Annotated in this window: 14 protein-coding genes and 1 pseudogene; 12 read left to right on the forward strand and 3 right to left on the reverse strand. The window is 62.5% G+C overall.

Annotation, left to right across the window (positions count from 1 at the left end; all coding sequences use genetic code 11):
- Positions 1-88: 88 nt before the first annotated feature.
- Positions 89-721, reverse strand: coding sequence for a ribosome biogenesis GTP-binding protein YihA/YsxC (yihA, locus tag CAG44_RS03045; protein ID WP_085588940.1), 633 nt, complete (start codon positions 719-721; stop codon positions 89-91).
- A gap of 201 nt (positions 722-922) precedes the next feature.
- Here yihA and CAG44_RS03050 point away from each other — a divergent pair, with 201 nt between their 5' ends.
- The 7 genes and pseudogenes from CAG44_RS03050 to CAG44_RS03080 all read left to right on the forward strand — a co-directional run bounded on the left by CAG44_RS03050 (position 923) and on the right by CAG44_RS03080 (position 8,330).
- Positions 923-1,225 carry a cytochrome c5 family protein gene (locus tag CAG44_RS03050; protein WP_015268479.1) on the forward strand — a complete coding sequence of 101 codons (303 nt, stop codon included), beginning with the start codon at positions 923-925 and terminating at the stop codon, positions 1,223-1,225.
- Positions 1,226-1,256: 31 nt separating this feature from the next.
- On the forward strand, positions 1,257-1,874 hold the full coding sequence (locus tag CAG44_RS03055; protein WP_085691560.1) for a cytochrome c: 618 nt from the start codon (positions 1,257-1,259) through the stop codon (positions 1,872-1,874).
- Between the two features lie 283 nt (positions 1,875-2,157).
- The gene (gene dsbA, locus CAG44_RS03060) at positions 2,158-2,790 is read left to right on the forward strand and encodes a thiol:disulfide interchange protein DsbA (RefSeq protein WP_085691561.1); all 633 of its coding nucleotides are present in this window, start codon (positions 2,158-2,160) and stop codon (positions 2,788-2,790) included.
- Between the two features lie 34 nt (positions 2,791-2,824).
- A pseudogene (locus CAG44_RS03065) lies at positions 2,825-3,657 on the forward strand (endonuclease/exonuclease/phosphatase family protein).
- A 27-nt stretch (positions 3,658-3,684) separates the two neighbouring features.
- Positions 3,685-5,628, forward strand: a complete 1,944-nt coding sequence (locus tag CAG44_RS03070; protein ID WP_085691562.1) for a GGDEF domain-containing protein — start codon at positions 3,685-3,687, stop codon at positions 5,626-5,628.
- Positions 5,629-5,708: 80 nt separating this feature from the next.
- On the forward strand, positions 5,709-6,497 hold the full coding sequence (locus CAG44_RS03075; RefSeq protein WP_085691563.1) for an N-acetylmuramoyl-L-alanine amidase: 789 nt from the start codon (positions 5,709-5,711) through the stop codon (positions 6,495-6,497).
- Between the two features lie 228 nt (positions 6,498-6,725).
- Positions 6,726-8,330 (forward strand): EAL domain-containing protein, encoded by a 1,605-nt coding sequence (locus CAG44_RS03080; protein ID WP_085691564.1) that lies wholly within the window; start codon positions 6,726-6,728, stop codon positions 8,328-8,330.
- Between the two features lie 121 nt (positions 8,331-8,451).
- On the opposite strand, the gene CAG44_RS03085 is transcribed toward CAG44_RS03080, so the two are convergent.
- Positions 8,452-10,233 carry a KinB sensor domain-containing domain gene (locus tag CAG44_RS03085; RefSeq protein ID WP_085588947.1) on the reverse strand — a complete coding sequence of 594 codons (1,782 nt, stop codon included), beginning with the start codon at positions 10,231-10,233 and terminating at the stop codon, positions 8,452-8,454.
- Positions 10,230-11,576, reverse strand: coding sequence for a sigma-54-dependent response regulator transcription factor AlgB (gene algB, locus CAG44_RS03090; protein ID WP_025337231.1), 1,347 nt, complete (start codon positions 11,574-11,576; stop codon positions 10,230-10,232). Before algB ends, CAG44_RS03085 begins: the two co-directional genes overlap by 4 nt.
- Before the next feature lie 213 nt (positions 11,577-11,789).
- Between algB and CAG44_RS03095 the strand changes: the two genes are divergently transcribed.
- From CAG44_RS03095 to gltP, 5 genes are all read left to right on the forward strand, one after another.
- Complete coding sequence (locus CAG44_RS03095; protein ID WP_025337232.1) at positions 11,790-12,611, forward strand: BON domain-containing protein; 822 nt, start codon at positions 11,790-11,792, stop codon at positions 12,609-12,611.
- Between the two features lie 174 nt (positions 12,612-12,785).
- Complete coding sequence (locus tag CAG44_RS03100) at positions 12,786-13,076, forward strand: hypothetical protein (RefSeq protein ID WP_025337233.1); 291 nt, start codon at positions 12,786-12,788, stop codon at positions 13,074-13,076.
- Between the two features lie 41 nt (positions 13,077-13,117).
- Positions 13,118-13,279, forward strand: coding sequence for a DUF1328 domain-containing protein (locus CAG44_RS03105; protein ID WP_003252966.1), 162 nt, complete (start codon positions 13,118-13,120; stop codon positions 13,277-13,279).
- Between the two features lie 2 nt (positions 13,280-13,281).
- Positions 13,282-13,752 carry an inhibitor of vertebrate lysozyme family protein gene (locus CAG44_RS03110; protein ID WP_025337234.1) on the forward strand — a complete coding sequence of 157 codons (471 nt, stop codon included), beginning with the start codon at positions 13,282-13,284 and terminating at the stop codon, positions 13,750-13,752.
- Positions 13,753-14,498: 746 nt separating this feature from the next.
- Complete coding sequence (gltP, locus tag CAG44_RS03115; RefSeq protein WP_025337235.1) at positions 14,499-15,827, forward strand: glutamate/aspartate:proton symporter GltP; 1,329 nt, start codon at positions 14,499-14,501, stop codon at positions 15,825-15,827.
- Positions 15,828-15,901: the final 74 nt, after the last annotated feature.

Raw genomic sequence — 15,901 nt, forward strand, 5'->3', positions numbered from 1 at the left:
TCGCCGGCAAGCCAGCTCCCACAGGGGTATCACTGCCCTCAAGGCCTGTGCTGTACCTGTGGGAGCTGGCTTGCCGGCGATAGGGCCCTCAAGCAGCTGGCTTGTCTTCCAGCTCCATCCAGTCCGCCAGCACCCGGTAGGCCTCTTCCACGCCCAGGCGCTTGGGCGCCGAGAACAGCTGGATGGTCACGCCGTCGCCCCAACCCTTGCGGATTTCCGACTGCACCTTGAGCAGAGTGTTCTTGCCCGCGCCGTGGGTCAGCTTGTCGGCCTTGGTCAGCAGGATGTGCATCGGCATGCTGCTGGCCTTGGCCCAGTCGAGCATCATCTTGTCGAAGTCGGTCATCGGGTGGCGCACGTCCATCATCAGGATCACGCCACGCAGGCACTCCCGGCTGCCCAGGTAGGCTTCCAGGTGTTTCTGCCAGTGCTGCTTGAGCGGAATCGGGACTTTTGCATAACCGTAGCCTGGCAGGTCGACCAAACGCCGTTCATCGTCCAGACTGAAGAAATTCAACAGCTGGGTGCGCCCGGGGGTTTTCGAGGTGCGCGCCAGGCTGGCATGAGTCAGGGTGTTGAGGGCGCTGGATTTGCCGGCGTTGGAGCGGCCGGCGAAAGCCACCTCGTAACCCTGGTCGTCCGGGCATTGTTCGACCTTGGCAGCGCTGAGGGCGAATTTGGCTTTCTGGCAGAGGCCGAGGATGGGGTTCTTGACTTGCATGGGATATCCGATGTGGGTGTTGCCTGACTCTATAGGCCCGAGCCTGGCAAGCGGTGTCGTTTCCGTTTGGATGGCGGAAGTATATAATGCCCCAGTTTTTGTGTGCTCATTCTCCCGGCGAAGGAGAACGGGCATGGGGTGTCGAACAATAGCTCGCGCAACAGAACGCAGCGCGGCCCCCAACCCTGAAGGTCGTTCCGCATGGCGAAATGGCTGCTTGCTGTCGGTATGTTCCTGCCGTTTTTCAGCGCACAGGCTACACAGGATCCCGAGGTGTTGTACAACCGCACGTGTGCGGCCTGTCACACCGGGCAGTTGCCACAGGCACCCAGGCAGGGTGACCGGGCAGCATGGGAGCCAAGGCTGGCGCAAGGCATGGATGTACTGGTGAAGCACGTGACCCAGGGTTTCAAGGCTATGCCGCCGCGTGGATTGTGCATGGACTGCAGTGCCGAGGACTACCGTTTGGTCATCCTTTGGATGAGTGGCAGTCCCGATACATAACATTTCACCCTTAGCCGTGTTGGATTAGCTGATGAACAAACTAGTCGTGAGTCTGCTGTTGACCTTGGGTGTCGCAGGTGCGGCCACTGCTGCGCAACCCGTCAAAGGCGATGCCGCCGCCGGCCAGGCCAAGACGGCCGTCTGTGGCGCCTGCCACAACCCCGACGGCAACAGCCTGGCACCGAACTTCCCGAAACTGGCCGGCCAAGGCCAGCGCTATCTCGAAAAACAATTGCACGATATCAAGTCGGGCAAGCGTACCGTACTGGAGATGACCGGCATGCTGGCCGCATTCAACGACCAGGACCTGGCCGATATCGCCGCCTACTTCTCCAGCCAGAAAGGCAGCGTGGGCGCGGCCGATCCCAAGCTGGTCGAACGTGGCCGGGCGCTGTTCAACGGCGGCGACCTGGAAAAAGGCATGCCTGCCTGCACCGGCTGCCACTCGCCGAACGGCGCGGGTATCGCCCTGGCCGGCTTCCCGCACCTGGGCGGGCAGCATGCACAGTACGTGACCAAGCAGCTCACCGACTTCCGCGAAGGCAACCGCACCAACGATGGCGATGCCATGACCATGCGCACCATCGCCGGCAAGCTGAGCAACCACGACATCGAGGCGCTGGCCAGCTACATCCAGGGCCTGCACTGAGGCCCTTCGGCCGCTTGTGATGGCCCTATCGCCGGCAAGCCAGCTCCCACAGATGCTGCATGGCTTGAGGTCGATGCGCTCGAGGTGGGAGCCGGCTTGCCGGCGATAGGGCCATCACAGGCGGCGCATTAACCTTCAGTTAATGTTGTAGGCCAATGATGAAAGGGCGGCCGGACCGCCCTTTTTTCCGTCCGCAGCCGTTACACTACAGAACTCGGCCCCTTCCCGGCCTGTCTCAGTGCAGGTCGCGTCGTGGCGACCAATGACTGCCCAGGAGTAAAGCATGCGTAAACTGATTCTCAGCGCCGCGCTGGTCGCTGCCAGCGTATTCGGTATGACTGCCGTCCAGGCCGCCGAGCCTGTCGCCGGCAAGGAATACCTCGAGCTGAGCAACCCTGTTCCGGTTTCCGTGCCTGGCAAGATCGAAGTGGTCGAGCTGTTCTGGTACGGCTGCCCACACTGCTATCACTTCGAGCCGACCATCAACCCGTGGGTTGAAAAACTTCCCAAGGACGTCAACTTCAAGCGCGTACCAGCCATGTTCGGTGGCGCATGGGACGCCCATGGCCAGATGTTCCTGACCCTCGAAGCCATGGGCGTCGAGCAGAAGGTACACGCCGCGGTGTTCGATGCCATCCAGAACCAGCGCAAGCGCCTGACCGACCCGCAGGACATGGCCGACTTCCTCGCCACCCAGGGCGTGGACAAGGACAAGTTCCTCGCCACCTTCAATTCGTTCGCCATCAAGGGCCAGGTCAACCAGGCCAAGGAACTGGCGAAGAAATACGAGATCACCGGCGTACCGAGCATGGTGGTCAACGGCAAGTACCGCTTCGACCTGGGTACTGCCGGCGGGCCGGAAGGCGTACTGAACGTTGCCGACCAGCTGATCGCCAAGGAGCGCGCCGCTAAGTAAGCGGCGTAACCCATGCGCCGCTTCAGAACCGCGCGTGGCATTGGCCTGCACCAGCCGCAGGTCAACGAGCATCACCTGCAGGCCCCTGGCCTGCCCGAGGATGGTCGTCTGCGGCTGCTCAGTTTCAACATCCAGGTGGGCATCAGCACCGAGCGCTACCGGCATTACGTGACCCGCAGCTGGCAGCACTTGCTGCCGCACAACGGGCGTGCAGGCAACCTGCAGAAGATTGGCCAACTGCTGGGCGACTTTGACCTGGTGGCCTTGCAGGAGGCCGATGGCGGCAGCCTGCGCTCGGGCTATGTCAACCAGGTCGAGCACCTTGCCCACCTGGGTGCCTTCCCCTACTGGTACCAGCAACTCAACCGCAACCTTGGGCGTTTTGCCCAGCACAGCAATGGCGTGCTCAGCCGCCTGAAGCCACAACTGCTCGAGGATCACCCATTGCCCGGCCCGGCTGGGCGTGGTGCGATTCTGGTGCGCTTTGGCGAGGGCGAAGATGCGCTGATCGTGGTGATGATGCACCTGGCCCTCGGCGCCAAGACCCGCGCCCTGCAACTGGGTTACATCCGCGAGCTGATTGGCGGTTACCGCCACCAGGTGCTGATGGGCGACATGAATACCCATGCCACCGACCTGCTGGAGCACTCGCCGTTGCGCGACCTGGGCCTGATTGCCCCACAAGTCGAGGCCACCTTCCCCAGCTGGCGTCCACAGCGTTGCCTGGACCACATTCTGCTCAGCCCAAGCCTCACGCTGGAGCGTGTCGAGGTGCTGGCGCAGCCAATTTCCGACCACCTTCCCGTTGCTGTCGAGATTCGATTGCCTGATGCATTGACTGTGGATACGCTGCCGGTCCTGAGCTAATTGCCATCACCGTTTGCGGACCTGGGCATGACTGAAGACGCTGAGCGCTGGAAAGAAAAATACCTGAAAAGCATCGAGCAGCAGGAAAAGCTCGAGCGCCGTTGGGACGCCCGTCTCGACCTGCTGCGTCGCGGCCTGGTACGCAGCACCCTGGCTGCCGAAGGCAGTGACAAGGTGGTGGACCAGTGCATGAAGGAAATGCGCGAGGTTATCCGCAGCGACAACATGGACGCTGGCCTTGCCGGGCTGATTCCGCGTCTTGAGAAGGCGGTGCTGGACTCCGAACAGCGCCGGGAAGCTCGCATGAATCAGGTCAGCGATGCGCTGACCGCGCTGGTCGACCAACTGCAAGGCCTGCCATTGCCGAACGATGTGTCGCGGCCGTTGAAAAAGCTGGCGAAGAAGCTCGACGGTGGCGTGGCCCAGTCACGCGACCTGCCACCGTTGCTGGGCGAGTTGAGCGGCTTGCAGGGCCGCGCGCTGTCAGCCCTGGGCAAGTCGGCGGAGGACGCCCGCCCCGGCTTCTTGCAGCGCTTGTTCGGCAGCCGCGAGGATGACGCGCAAGGCGAGCCAGCGCTTGTGCCGCTGACGCTGCCGGTTGCCGAGGCGCAGCCCTTGGCGGCACCGGCCAACGTCGGTGCTCCGCAGCCCGACGACGTGGACGCGCTGCAGCCGCTGCCAGCCTCATCAGCATCTGTTGTCGAGGCGCCCGTAGGGCCAGAGCCCGCGCTGGAGGCACCTGGCCCGGCGCTGATCGAAACGGCCGAACTGTCACCAGCCCCGCTGCCGCAGCCGCTACCGGACGATGTGCCGGCACCGGAAGCTGTCGCCAGCGAGCCTCCGGCTGAAGCAGGACCGGCGCAAACACTCGAAGAAACCTTCGGCGAAGACGGCCCCTATGCCCTGCCCTACGCGGTGGAGCCGCCCTACAGCCAGGTTGCCGAGCACATCGAGCACACCCTGATCGGCCTGCTCGATGACCTCAGCCTGCCGGAGCGACACAAGGCCCAGGCGCTCGAGATGCGTGAACGGGTCGCCCGCGGTTTGAATTGGTATGAGTTGATCCCGGTGCTGGATGACCTGGCTGTGCTCATGCTGGCGATCACCGACAGCGGCCAGCACGAATTCGAAACCTACCTGCAGCAGCTCAACGAACGCCTGGAAGGTTTCCAGAGCCACCTGCACGAGGCCAGCGCCGGTCACGCCGACAACAGCTCGGCCGCCCGAGAGCTGGATACCCAGCTGCGTGAGCACGTCGACGGGCTGCAGAGCAGTGTGCAAGGTGCCGCCGACGTCGACAGCCTCAAGCACATCCTGGAAAACCGCCTGGAAGGCCTGTTGGTGACCATGGACGAGCACAAGCATGAGCGTGATCGCCGCGAGCAGGAGTTGGCTGGGCGCCTGCAAGGGCTGTCGGAGCGGGTGGCGAACATGGAGCAGGAGGCGCTCGGCTACCGCGAGCACCTTGAAGAGCAGCGCCAGAAGGCCTTGCTCGACCCCCTCACCGGCTTGCCCAACCGTGCGGCCTGGAGCGAGCGGGTCGAGCGCGAAATGCTCGAATGGCAGGCACACGGCGGCCATCTGGCGATGGCGATCCTCGACCTGGACCATTTCAAGCGTATCAACGACAGCTATGGGCACCTGGCCGGGGACAAGGTACTGAAGATTGTCGCCGACCAGTTGCGCAAGCGCCTGCGCAGCGGTGACTTCATCGCCCGCTTCGGCGGCGAGGAGTTTGTGCTGTTGCTGCCGCAGACCTCGCCGGCCGCCGCTGCCCAGATAGCCGAGGTGCTACGGGCCACGGTCGAGGCGTGCCCGTTCCACTTCAAGGGCGAACGGGTGGTGATCACCACGTCCATCGGCCTGGGTGCATTCCGTTCCGGCGAGCGCGGCGACCAGGTGCTCAAGCGCGCTGATGCGGCGCTGTACCGGGCCAAGGAGTCGGGGCGCAACCGCGTCGAGCAGGCATAGCCGGCAGCCGCTGACTCGCGGCAAGCACGGCCCTTGGGGAGCACGTTATACTGTAGCGCTCATACGCTGAGGCTACTGACGTGCTTTCCACGCTTAAAAAAACCCTGATTTCCTTCCTGCTGTTGTCTGTCACCGGTTGCTCGACAGGCCTGCGCATCGACCGTAGCCACCCTTCGGTCAACCAGGACAACCGCATCCAGTTCGTGGTCTTGCATTACACCAATGCTTCGCTGGAGCGTTCCCTGGCGTTGCTGACCCATGGCGAAGTCAGCAGCCACTACCTGATTGGCGACGGCCCGGCGACGGTGTATCAGCTGGTGGATGAAAACCGCCGCGCCTGGCATGCCGGTGATAGCCAGTGGCAGGGTCGGACCTGGCTGAACTCCTCGTCCATTGGTATCGAAATCGTCAACCCGGGCTTCACCGACACGCCGAATGGCCGGGTCTGGCACCCTTACAGCGAAGCGCAGGTCCAGTCGCTGATCGCACTGCTCAAGGACATCGTCAAACGCAACAACATCGAGCCACGGCACATCATTGGCCACAGCGATATCGCGCCGCTGCGCAAGCTTGACCCAGGGCCGCTGTTCCCGTGGAAGCGCCTGGCCGACGCCGGATTGGGTGTCTGGCCGGATGCAAATGCCGTGGCACGGCAGCAAGCCTATTTCAGCGTCAACCCGCCGAGCGTTGGCTGGTATCAGCAGGAGCTGGCGCGGTTTGGCTATGCGATCGAGCAGACCGGGGTACTGGATGTTGCCACCCGCCATGTGATCGCCGCGTTCCAGATGCGTTTCCGCCCGCAGCGCTTCGATGGCATGCCGGATGCGCAGACGGCCGCGATGCTGCAGGTGCTCAACCGGATGCGTTGAGCTGCCAAGGTGGGACGGGCTTTGTGTAGGAGCGGTCTTGTGTCGCAACGGGCTGCACAGCAGCCCCAAGATCTTGGTTCCAGCACAAACTGCCAGGGCCGCTTTGCGGCCCTATCGCGACACAAGGCCGCTCCTACAACAGGCCCTCGGCGATTGTAGCGAAACGCCAAACGGCGAGGTGATTCCTGATTCAGTTGCTATACCTTAGTTATCAACTGGATGCCCTCGATGTCAGCCTTCGTCGCCTTGATGCGCCAAATTTTTTACCGTCCCTGGATGCTGGCCACATTGGCAGCACTGGCCAGCGCGGCACTGTTGCTCTCTGCCAGCATCGGCATTGCCCTGCAACAGATGAAGCAAAGCGAGAGCGCACAGATGAATGCCCAGGGCGAGCGCTTTCTCGAGCGCCTCGAGCAGGTGTTCGGCCAGTTGCGCGAAGGGGTCGACCTGCTGCAGGCGCAGCCCTTGCGCGGCTGCAGCCCGGCGATGCTGACGGCATTGCAGCAGGTAGGCCTGAGTTCACGCTTCATTTATGAAGCGGCATACGTGGATGGGGATATCGCCTGTTCGAACCGCGGTGATGAGCGGGCGTTCGAACCCTTGCGGGTCCCCGACATCCAGGGGCCGACCTACAGCTACTGGCTGAACACAACGACCGAGCCGAACGAAAACCTGGCCGCGTTGATGCTGGGGCGGGGCAAGTTCGTGGTATCCACCTCTCGTGGCCACCTGACCGATGTGGTCGACCTGCCCCCTGGCGGCAGCCTTGTGGTGGTGCTGGACAACGGTACCCGGGCCATCCCTGTGCTGGGCCCACCACAGGTATGGCCGCCACCCTCGGCCTGGTCGACCAGCCACAAGTCGCTGCTCGAGCTCAGCGACCGCCTGATCTACCGTATGCCGACCAAGTCACCGGACTACCAGCTGGTGCTGATTGCCCCGCGGGCGAGCCTGCCGTTGAGGATGAATGGCATGCTCTGGCTCCTGTTCCCCGGCAGTGTGCTGGCGGCCTGCTGCATTGGCTGGCTGGTGCTGCAACTGATCCTGCAGCGGCGGTCGATGAGCTCGGAATTGCAGAATGCCTTGCGCCGCGGCGAACTGCAGGTGCTCTACCAGCCGATTTTCGAGCTCGACAGCCGGCGCTGTGTCGGAGCCGAGGCCCTGGTGCGCTGGCGTCGCCCGGACGGCACCCTGACCAGCCCGGACCTGTTCATCCCGCTGGCGGAAAACACCGGGCAGATTCGCCAGATCACCGACTTTGTCCTGCAGCGTGTGCTGGAACAGTTAGGGCAACTGCTGCGCTCGCACCCCAACTTGTACATTTCGGTGAACCTGGCAGCTTGCGATGTGATGGTGCCGCGTATTGGCCGGGTAGCTGCGCGCTTGCTGGCAATGCACCGGGTGGCGGCCAGCCAGATTGCCTTCGAAGTGACCGAGCGCGGCCTGATCGATGTGGTGGTGGCGCGCGACAATCTGCAGGCGTTGCGTGCAGTAGGGCATCAGGTGCTGATCGACGATTTTGGTACGGGTTATTGCAGCCTGGCCTACCTGCAGACCCTGCCGGTGGACTGCCTGAAGATCGACAAGGCCTTTATCGATGCCCTTGGGCATGACGCCGCCAGCAGCGGTGTTGCCCCGCATATCATCCGCATGGCCCACGACCTGCACCTGCGGGTGATTGCCGAAGGCATCGAGTGTGAAGACCAGGCGGTGCTGCTGAACAGCGAAGGGGTCAATTATGGCCAGGGCTGGCTGTTTGCCCGGCCACTGAATGCCCGGCAGTTTGCTGAGCTGGTGACCCGCGGACGGCTGCCGCGGCGGGTTGAGCATTGAGTGATCCTGTACCGGCCTCATCGCCGGCAAGCCAGCTCCCACAGGTATTGCAATGGCCTCAGGTGCGGTGCGATCCCTGTGGGAGCTGGCTTGCCGGCGATGGGGCCAGGACAGGCAACATTCAGACCGGCAGTGCCATGTAGAACTGGGTCCCCTGCCCCGGTCGGGAAAACACGCCCATGCGCCCGCCATGCAGTTGCACGATCTCTTTGCACAACGCCAGTCCCAGCCCCGCGCCGCCTTTCTTGCGCCCTACCTGCACGAAGGGCTCGAAGATGCGCCCCTGTTGCCCATAGGCAATGCCCTCTCCGTTGTCCTCGACGCTGATGATCACCCGCTCCGCATGCCGTCGTGCATGCAGGCGGATACGCCCGCCGCTGGCGGTATGGCGGATGGCGTTGTGCAACAGGTTGTCCAGCACCCGGTCGAGTTGGGAGACGTCGGCCTGGATACGCGGCAGCGGCGGCTCCAGCTCCGTGATCAGCTCGATCTGCTTGTTTACCGCCGGCTCGGCAAAGCGCTGTTGTGCACGCTCCAGCAATTCGTCGATGGCGCAGGGAGCCAGCTCGAGCTTCTGCATCCCGCTCTGGTAGCGGCTGAAGTTGAGCAGATCGTTGATCAACTGGGTCAGGCGCTGCATTTCCTCGCCGATGGTTTCCAGCAGGTCATGTTCGCGCGCCTCGGGCGGAAACTTGAGCCGCTCGCGCAACAGGCCGAAGGCCATGTGCATGCCGGTCACCGGGGTGCGCAGCTCGTGGGAAGCACGCAGCACGAATTCGCTGCGCACGCGTTCGAAGGCTCGCTGCTCGGTTACATCGTGCAGCACCATCACCGCGCCCAGGATCGGCCCTTGCGGGTGGCTGACCGGAGTCAGGCTGTAGGCGAGCAGGCGCGTTTCGTCATCGACCTCCATGTTCAGGTCGTCCGGCTGGCGGTCGAGGTTGCCGCCGCGCAGTACCTGGCGTAGCTGCTGTTCCAGCTCCGGGCGCTGCAGGGCTTCGGCCAGGCTGCTGCCCACGCGGCTATCGGTCCAGCCCAGCTGGCGCTGCGCCACCGGGTTGAGGTGCTCCAGCCGGCCTTGGCGGTCGATGATCAGCAGGCCATCGTCAATGCTGTCCAGTACCGCCTGCAAGCGTTGCTGGCCGGCCAGCAGTTCATCGACGTTGGTGGCCTGGTGCTTGCGCAAGGCATCGGCCATCAGGCCGAAGCGGCGGGTCAGCTGGTTAAGTTCGGTGGCTTGGGTGACCGGCAGGGTTACGTCGAAATTACCCTTGCCGAGTTGGTCGGCCGCTATGGCCAAGGCTTCGATCGGCTGGCCGAAGCGCCGGGCAATGTTGTGCGCGGTGATGAAGCCCAGTACCAGCACCACCAAGCCCATCAGGCCAAGTACGCCGCTGACCAGCAAGGCGTGATCGCGGGTGTGCTCCTCGCTGCGGGTGATGTGCTCCAAGGCCTGCTTGTGGGAATCGATCAGGTCGGTGCGGACCTGGTTGAACGCGGCCCCCAGTGGTTGTTCAACCCCCATGCTTCGCGAAGGCGCCGGGCTGTCGCGGTAGGCCTGGAGAAAAGCCTGGTAATTGCTGCTGGCCTTGCTGAAACCGGTGCGCTCGCCACCTTGGTCCAGCCCTTGGTTGAGCAGGGTCTGGAAGTTGTCCTGCAATAGCCGCAGGTTTTCCGGGGCGGTCTCGTCATCGAGCATCAGGGTCAACTGTTCGCCAAGGTTCTGGCGCAACTTCAGCCCGATTTCCAGGGCGTGGGTGGTATCGCGCACCAGTCGCTGTTGCACCGTGGCCATCTGCAGCACGCTGACCAAGCCCAGCAGCAGCCCGAGCAGGGCCACGGTGACCAGCGCCGAAATGCTGAGGAAAAGCCGCGTGCGCAGCTTCATGGGCGGCCACCTCATAGGTTGTACTGCTTGCGCTTGCGGTACAGGGTGGAGGCATCGATCCCCAGGGTCTTGGCGGCTTGGTCCAGGGTGTCGCTTGCGGCCAGCACCGCACCGATGTGGGCGCGTTCCAGCTCATCCAGGCTCAGCGCGGCGCCAACCCGCGGGGCATTGCCTGCGGGCTGCTCGCCCATGCCCAAGTGGCTGATTTCCACGCGTTCCTGCGGGCAGATGATGCTGGCCCGCTCCACCACGTTGCGTAATTCGCGAATGTTGCCGGGCCAGCGGTAGTTGAGCAGGGCCGTACGGGCTTCGTCACTGAAGCCGCGGGCAGGCCGGGAGTATTCCTTGACGAAGCGGGCGAGAAAGCGGTCGGCCAAGGTCAGGATGTCTTCACTGCGCTCGCGCAGGGGCGGCAGGTGCAGGGTGATGACGTTCAGGCGATACAGCAGGTCTTCGCGGAAGCGGCTTTCACGCACCATCTCTTCGAGGTTGAGGTTGGTGGCGGCGAGAATCCGCACATCGGCGCGACGGGTGACCGGGTCGCCGACGCGCTCGTATTCCTTGTCCTGGATGAAGCGCAGCAGTTTGGGCTGCAAGGTCAGTGGGAAATCGCCGATCTCGTCGAGGAACAGCGTGCCCCCATCAGCCTGGTTGACTCGCCCCAGGGTGCTTTCGCTGGCGCCGGTGAAGGCGCCGCGGGTGTGGCCGAACAACTCGCTTTCCATCAGCTCGGCGTTCAGTGACGGGCAGTTGATGGTCACGCAGGATTTGCGCGCGCGCTTGCTCCAGCCGTGGATGGCCCGGGCCAGCTCACCTTTACCTGTGCCCGACTCGCCAAGGATGAGGATGTTGGCGTCGGTGGTAGCGACCTGGCGGGCGGTTTCCAGTACCGCCATCATGGCCGGGCTGTGCGAGTCGAGGCCGTCCTTGGGTTTGCGTACTTCACCTTCCAGGGCCTCCAGGCGCGCGGAAAGCTGGCGCACTTCCAACTGCTTGGAGGTAGCCAGGCGCAGCTGGTCGGGGCTGCACGGTTTGACCAGGTAATCGGCGGCGCCTGCCTGGATCGCGTCTACCGCCGTATCGATCGCCGAGTGTGCGGTGACGATCACCACCCGCATCCATGGGGCCTGGATACGCATCTGCGCCAGCACATCGAGGCCGTTGTCCTCGCCCAGGCGCAAATCGAGGAAGCACAGGTCGAATACCTGGCGCTGCAGCAGGGCTTCGGCCTGAGCAGCGCTGTTGGCCGTCGCCACGCTATAGCCCTCGTCCTCCAGGCAGTAGCGGAAGGTGCGCAGGATCGCGGACTCGTCATCCACCAGCAGAATGCGGCCTTGGTTGTCCTGGGCTGACTCCATGTGCTGCGCTCCTTTAGGAAAGATCTTCATTTAGTGTGGGAAAAATCGGGCAAGTTGCATGGTCCATTGTGAAGGAACCTGTCCTTTGCATGCTAGCCAATGGCCAATCAACGCCTGGAAGGCCTCGATATCCCGATGATTTCCTTAGAGGTCTGCGGTGGCACATTGGTTGCGAGGATTTTTAGCTTTTGCTCTACAAAAGGAGGCACTGCCATGTCCTTTTCCATTCGCACCGCCGTGTTGGCAACCACCCTGCTGCCGATGTTCACCCCGGCATTCGCCGGCCCGGTGCAGGACGCCCGCCTGGAGGGGGCCCTGCAAACTGCCCTGTCGCTGAACCGCATGCTCGACCCGTTCCGTATCCAGGTCGAGGTGGACGGCAAGCAGGCGCGGCTTTCCGGTGAGGTGGAGAACGACGTCGAACGCCAGCTGGCCGAGCATGTGGCGCTGGCTACCCGTGGCATCGAGCAAGTCGACAACCAGCTGCGGGTCAATGCCCAGCTGGTGGAGCGCCCGCTGGCGCTGCGTGCCTATGCCCAGCGCCTGGAGGATGCCACCCTGGCCGCGGTGATCCGTGCGCGGCTGTTATGGAGCCGCACCACCGAGAAGGCGCCTATAGACGTACAGAGCAGCGAAGGTGTGGTGACCCTGCGCGGCAAGGTCGACAGTGCCGAGGCCAAGGAGCTGGCCGGCGTGGTGGCGCGTACCACCGAGGGTGTGCACCTGGTCAACAACCTGGTCAGCCTCGATAGCGCCGCCATGGCCAAGGCCCGGGAAACCCCGGTGGGGACGCCGACTGGGCCGCAACCGAGCGACAGCTGGATCATCGACAAGATCCAGAACAGCTACCGCTTCAGCCGTAACCTCGATGGCCTGAACCTGAAAGTGGCCAGCGAGGAGGGTTTGGTGCGGCTTTCGGGCGAGGTGGTCAGCAGCGAGCAGAAAACCATTGCCGTGGAAATCGCCCGGCAGATCATCGGCGTGCGCGGGGTGGATGCCGACCTGCTCAAGGTGGCGACCAAGGTCGAGGGCTGATCGTGCAATTCGCACGACTGCCAGGGCGGCATCGTGCAGGATACGTCCTTGCCGGTTTTGCAGAATTCACATAACTATATGATTTAAATGGAGTTTATTTGATTCGTAAGGCTGGCATGCAGGCTGCAATTACCTGTTCAGGTTTGAACAAGAATTACAGCAGGAGGAGCCGGCATGACCCGCCAATCCGTCAACCGCTTGCAGAGCGCTGCACTGCCCCTGAGCCAGGTGCTTTCACTCGGCCTGGCGCTGTTGCTGACCTTGGCCGCTGGCCTCTTCTATTACAGCTGGCAGACCGCGCGCCTGACCGAGCAAGTGGCGGCGCAGACCGCCCTGTTGACGCAGATTCAGGCAACCCGTGCCAATACCTTGGTCAAGGCCGCCGACCCGCTTCCAACTGGCCAGGCCACCGCGTCACCGGCCACCCTGGAAAGGGTCGTACCCCAGGACCGCTGGGTGTTCTGACCGCTGGCCTTAACGATTTCAAAAAAGAAAGGAGAACCACCATGCTGAGTTGGGCTATCACTTTCCTCATCATCGCCATTGTCGCCGCCGTACTGGGCTTCGGTGGTATCGCGGGCGCTGCCACCGGTATCGCGAAGATTCTGTTCATTGTCTTCTTGGTGCTGTTCGTAGCCTCCTTCTTCTTTGGACGTGGACGAGGTTGAAGATGGGCAGGAAGCGTTGGACATCCCTGGCTGCCGCCCTGTTACTGGGCGGCAGTGCGGCGGCGATGGCGGCCAATGACGGCCAGGTCCGAGTCGACCAGCTGCTCGGCTCGGACCCGGAGTACCGGGAAACCTGGCAGGACACGATTGAAGGCGAGGAACGTCTGCCTGATTGGGTGGTCAATCTGACCGGCAGTGCCCAGCAGCAGATGTCTGCCGTTACCGAAGACGGCGACAAGTACCTGGTCGGCCCATTGTGCGAACGCCAGGACAACTGCACCTACAAGCGCCTGATCGTGGCGTTCAGCTGGGACAAGGACGATGCCTACGGGATGCTCGTGGAGGTACCCGAAGGTTTGCCGAGCGACAAGTCGCCCACCCGTCACGCGCAGTACCGCTGGCTGGGTAAGCCGGACGACGGCATGAAGGCGATGCTGCAGGAGCAGCTCAAGCGTGACCCGAACTGGTACTGAGCATTTGCACCCGGTACGGAGAAAAGGTCATGCACTGTCACGAAATAGAAGCTGAACCTTTCTATATTTTCAGCCTTCTATGATGCGCCGCCCCGAGGAGGGGCTGCTCATGACCAAGGGGCCGGGCTGTTCTGATTGTTGCAGGATCGGAGTGGCCTAGGGGTACAGGGAGTGCCTCCAGCAATGGGCCGGGTCAGGAAAGGCGGAATCGGAAGTTTCAGGTCGGCGATGCCATAGGGGCATCTGGCCAGACCTGACTTCCGAGGAGCCATGTAGGAAACGTCTCTTCCCTGCGCGATTTTCTCTTCGAGACACATTTTGTCTCGACCGTACATCAATTTTTTTTCGATCAACCTGGCGCTTGTTCAAGTGGCATTTCGGCCATTCGGATTGTCGAACAAGCCATCGCCCCTGTTCTTCTTACCCTGCCAAATCTGCCTAAATATGGCGGTTTGGTCTTGTTCGGGATTCCGAACGTTGTAAATCAAGCACTTGCGAACCTCCCGTTTTGGTCAAAAATGTTATGCATAAACGGCATGGGGTATGCGCTTCCGGCATTAGATTTCCCCCTTTGCCATCGCAATAGTTGCCGCCTTTTTCGCCGGCCCGAGCGCCCTGTCGCTCGCCTGCGGTGTCCTTACATGAAGGTGCCGGACGGAAGCATCTGCTGCTCGTGACCTTGCCAACGGCTCTGTTACGCGCGTTTCCGTTGGGTGCCCATGACCACTAGAACAAAGGGTAAAGACATGAAGAAGGCAAAACTGAGCCTCGCCTGGCAGATCGTCATCGGTCTGGTCCTGGGTGTTGCAATCGGCGCGCTACTGAATCATTTCAGTGCAGAAAAGGCATGGTGGATCAGCAACGTCCTCCAGCCCGCTGGTGACATCTTCATTCGCCTGATCAAGATGATCGTCGTCCCGATCGTGATTTCGTCGCTGATCGTGGGTATCGCCGGGGTTGGCGACGCGAAGAAACTGGGCAGCATCGGCCTGAAGACCATCATCTACTTCGAAGTGGTGACCACCATCGCCATCGTCGTGGGCCTGGTGTTGGCCAACCTGTTCCACCCGGGCGCCGGCATCGACATGAGCACCCTGGGTACCGTGGACATCTCCAAGTACCAGGCTACCGCGGCCGAAGTGCAGCATGAGCACGCGTTCATCGAAACCCTGCTGAACTTGATCCCGTCGAACATCTTCGCAGCGCTGATGCGTGGCGAAATGCTGCCGATCATCTTCTTCTCGGTAATGTTCGGCCTGGGCCTGTCGAGCCTGCAGGCAGAGCTGCGCGACCCGCTGGTGCGTACCTTCCAGGCGGTTTCCGAGACCATGTTCAAGGTCACCCACATGATCATGAACTACGCCCCTATCGGCGTGTTCGCCCTGATCGCCGTGACCGTCGCCAACTTCGGTTTCAGCTCGCTGCTGCCGCTGGCCAAGCTGGTGCTGCTGGTGTACTTCGCCATCGCCTTCTTCGCCTTCATGGTGCTGGGCCTGGTTGCCCGCCTGTTCGGCTTCTCGGTGATCAAGATCATGCGCATCATGAAAGATGAGCTGATCCTCGCCTACTCCACCTCCAGCTCGGAGACCGTGCTGCCGCGCGTGATCGAGAAGATGGAGAAGTACGGTGCACCGAAGTCGATCTGCTCGTTCGTGGTACCGACCGGCTACTCGTTCAACCTCGACGGCTCGACCCTGTACCAGAGCATCGCGGCCATCTTCATTGCCCAGCTGTATGGTATCGACCTGTCCTGGAGCCAGCAGCTGCTGCTGGTGCTGACCCTGATGGTCACTTCCAAGGGTATCGCTGGCGTACCGGGTGTTTCCTTCGTGGTGCTGCTGGCCACCCTGGGCAGCGTGGGTATCCCGCTGGAAGGCCTGGCCTTCATCGCCGGTGTCGACCGCATCATGGACATGGCCCGTACCGCCTTGAACGTTGTGGGTAACGCTCTGGCAGCCCTGGTCATTGCTCGCTGGGAGGGTATGTACGACGCCGCCAAGGGCGAGAAGTACTACGCCTCGCTGATGGCCGGCAAACAGGAAGCGGCCATGGTTGGCGAAGCTGCCAAGCGCTGAGCCTGATGAGCTGAACAAAAAGCCCCGACCTGTCGGGGCTTTTTGTTGCCTGTGAGATCTTGGGGCCGCTTTGC

The organism is Pseudomonas sp. B13(2017), assembly GCF_002113245.1.
GTDB lineage: Bacteria > Pseudomonadota > Gammaproteobacteria > Pseudomonadales > Pseudomonadaceae > Aquipseudomonas > Aquipseudomonas putida_Z.